Genomic DNA, 3,291 nt, shown 5'->3' on the forward strand with positions numbered 1-3,291 from the left:
CATTGGCAGTCCCGCCGACGCCGCCCGTCCCCGCCTCACCAACGATCAGCGCATTCGCGGCGGGATGCGGGGACATGCCCAGAGAGATCAAAGACAGGCCAAGACAAAGCTTGAACGCAATACCGCGCGCTTTGTCTATTCGATTTCGAGTCGCATCCGCATGTCGCAACGCCAAGCAAGAATCCGTGTGCATCATTGGTTCATCCTGGGTGTGGATTCACGCGCGGCTTCACGAATTCGATTGCGCCTGGCGCGTAGGGCCGCGCCAGGCAAAATCATCTGCTTGAGGTTTCAAGAACGTGGAACACCGGGCTTGCCGGCTGCGCGCTGAATAATCCGATTAATCACATCGCGCGACGAGGACTGCGGGTACTGAGCGTTTGCTGGAACCCTCTCGTCGGCGCGATCAGTGTTCCGTATGCGCGTCGGATTCGCGCAGAGTACCTTTACTCAGTTGACCTGCTCGCTTCCAAAATCATCACCAGCCCTCGTAGAATCCGACGGATCCGAGAGCGGCCGACGCAGGCACGCCGGCCGTTCCAGGATAGATCGTGCAAGACGAGGATCCGCTAATGCTAGAAAAGGTGCTTGATCCCCATCGAGCCACCCACCGCGCGCAAGCCCGATGCGCCGCCCAATCCCTGCTCGGCGTTCAGTTGCACATTGACGAACGTGTTCTTGCCCGCCCGCCGGTCGTAACCCGCCGACAGCCCCACGCGCGATCCGTCCAGTTTGTTCTCAAAGGCGATGTCGCCCTGCGTCAGCGTCTGGTATTCGCTGGACGACTTCCCGAGCGTGTGCCGGTAACTCAGCATCAGCCAACCGTGGTTCCGCGCGTCGTCCTGTTCGCCCCAGGCTTTTGACAGCTTCAGGCTTACGCGCGAATGCAGCGCATGCGATGCCGGCAGCGCAACCTGACCGAGATCGTCATCGCCGTCGCGCAGCTTGACGTGCTGGACCATCACCTGCGCCTGCGGTTCGAGTCGAAGCCCACTAGACGCATCGCCAATGTCGAACGCCTTGCCTGCTTCGGCCGACAGCGCCGCGCCCCAGCCCGACGTTCGCATCGACATGCCGTCCGCGCCGCTCGATTGGGTCTTGACGCCAAAACGGCTGACTTGCGTGACGACGTCGACGTACCCGCCCTTGCCATCCATCATCGTGTAATACGCGCCCAAGCCATACATCGTCTGGTCGCTGCGGCCGGCATCGATCGTCGAACGCGTGGAGGCCTGATAGTGATCCACGTCGGCGCGGGAAACCAATGCGGTGCCGAACACGCCCAGACTGTTGCGGCGGATACCCTTGTTGGTCACGAACAGGTCCGTGCCCACCTGCAGGCCGCCCAGCGTCGTGCGGCTTCCAACTTGCGACTGCAGGATGCCGCGCGAAGCGCCATCGCGGTTCTCCCATCCGCCCAGCGTTCTGGCCCAGGCATACGGGTACACCTTACGGGCCAGCGTTTCGGTCGCGCCCATGCGCTCGTTGAAGGTGCCCACCGCCAGCTCGGACTGCCGCAGCGCTTGCCCGCCAAGCTGCGAGTACATGGAGACCTCGGGGCGGACCTCGCTGATCAAGTACCAGTTGTTGGCAAGTGCCGGCGAGCCATCCTGCGCGCCATGCGACAGCACATAGCGGAACGCACCGCCTCGCGGAGCCTGGCCGGGCGTCAGCTGGAACGCGTTGTCCGTGCTGGCGCCCGCCTTGACCACCAGAAAGCCGTTTCCGTGAAGCGGATCGCCGAAGCCGCTGTCGGTATTGAGCGTCAGATTCGTCAGCCCCGTCGCCCCCGCGTTCAAGGTCAGGTAATCCACGGTGCCGGCCGAGGTCGGAATCATGTGCATCTGCACTTCACCGCCGCCACCCGCCAGATTGTCGGCGGTGAACGTGCGGCCGATGGCATCGTGCGTCCACTCGGCGGGCGGCGCAAACGCGACACTGCCTTCAAGCCGAAGCGCGTTGACGGTGCTGAGGTTGTTGGCTTGCGCGGGAGTGGAAGCGGGATTGGAAGCATCGGTCAGGATGTTCCAACGGCTGGTCGCGTCGATGGAAAGATTCGGTCCATCCACCCAGCCATCGAGCCGTGCGCCGTTGGCCAATCCGAGGCCGGCATCGCTCGCTCCAACGACCCGGGCAACCGCGAGATCGGCCTGGCCCAAGGACGTGCCATCGATGACCAGCGTGCCGTTATCCACCCGCGTGAGGCCGGTGTAGGTAAGCGACCCGGTCAGCGTGGTCGTTCCCGAGCCCGCCTGCAGCAAATCGCCCGTACCCGATATGGCGTTGGACAGGATGACTGCGTCGGCGCGGTCGATGGCCAGAACGGCGTTGTTCTCGATCGCGCCCGCCCCCAATGATCCGACGGTCTGGCCCGAGCCCAGTTGCAGCACGCCGTCGTCGATCAGCGTTGCGCCGGCGAATGCATTGTCGCTGTCGATGATCCACGTGCCCGCGCCGGTCTTGGTCAGCATGCCCGATCCGGTGATCGCGCCCTGCATCACAGAGACCGTCCCGTCCACCGTGCGGATCGCGCCATCTCCCGCGAACTGCATATCGCGCTGCGAGGTGACGCTGGCGTCCACCTGCAATCCGCCGCCGCTGAATGTGAGAGCCCCGGTCGCGTCGCCCAGGCTGGCGTCGTCGGCAATCGCGAGCCACCCGCCCGACAGCGTCCAAGGCGTGAGGGCTTGCCCGGGCGTGCCTGTCAGCATCCAGGTTCCAGTTGAGGTTTTTTCGAAGGCGTTGAAGCCCAGGTACTGGGCCTGCGCACCGCTACCGATCAGACTGACGTCAAAGGCCTGCGCCGCGCCGCCGTCCAACGTCAGCGTATTCTTGCCGCCGGACTCCGTGGCGTCGATCAGACCGTTGATTTCGCTGCCGGCTTGCAAAACCAGCGTGGAATCGCGCGCGGTGGCTGAGTACTTGATGGCGGTGTTCTGGTTCGCCGGCCCCTGCGAGATCGTGCCTGAATTGATGATCACGGAGTTGGCGCCGGTGACGTGGACACCATTACCGCTATTGCCGCCAGCGCCACCAGGAGGCCCGCCGGCGAATCCAGACCCTCGCCCGCCGTTGCCGCCAGATCCACCGGCCGCGCCGCCGCCTCCGCCGCCCCCACCCCATCCTTCCAATGCCGTTCCTGGATTTGCTCGGCCACCGTCGACGCCGGACTCACCGCCAGCCATACCGCCTGATCCGCCTACACCCGGACTTTGGCTCTGGAATGCCCCTTGGCCCGCCGACCCGCCGTTGGTGTAGGTACCGCCGCCACCGCCACCGCCACCTGCATAG

General features: G+C 64.6%; 3 protein-coding genes. All 3 read right to left on the reverse strand.

Annotation, left to right across the window (positions count from 1 at the left end; all coding sequences use genetic code 11):
• A partial coding sequence (locus tag AC6LJW_RS29370; protein WP_498088967.1) for a hypothetical protein occupies window positions 1–196 on the reverse strand: 196 nt, incomplete at its 3' end.
• Window positions 197–575: 379 nt separating this feature from the next.
• Complete coding sequence (locus AC6LJW_RS29375; RefSeq protein ID WP_498088968.1) at window positions 576–2,981, reverse strand: autotransporter outer membrane beta-barrel domain-containing protein; 2,406 nt, start codon at window positions 2,979–2,981, stop codon at window positions 576–578.
• The gene (locus tag AC6LJW_RS29380) at window positions 2,978–3,157 is read right to left on the reverse strand and encodes a hypothetical protein (protein WP_179690867.1); all 180 of its coding nucleotides are present in this window, start codon (window positions 3,155–3,157) and stop codon (window positions 2,978–2,980) included. Before AC6LJW_RS29380 ends, AC6LJW_RS29375 begins: the two co-directional genes overlap by 4 nt.
• Window positions 3,158–3,291: the final 134 nt, after the last annotated feature.

This window comes from Achromobacter sp. 1012554356 (assembly GCF_059760815.1).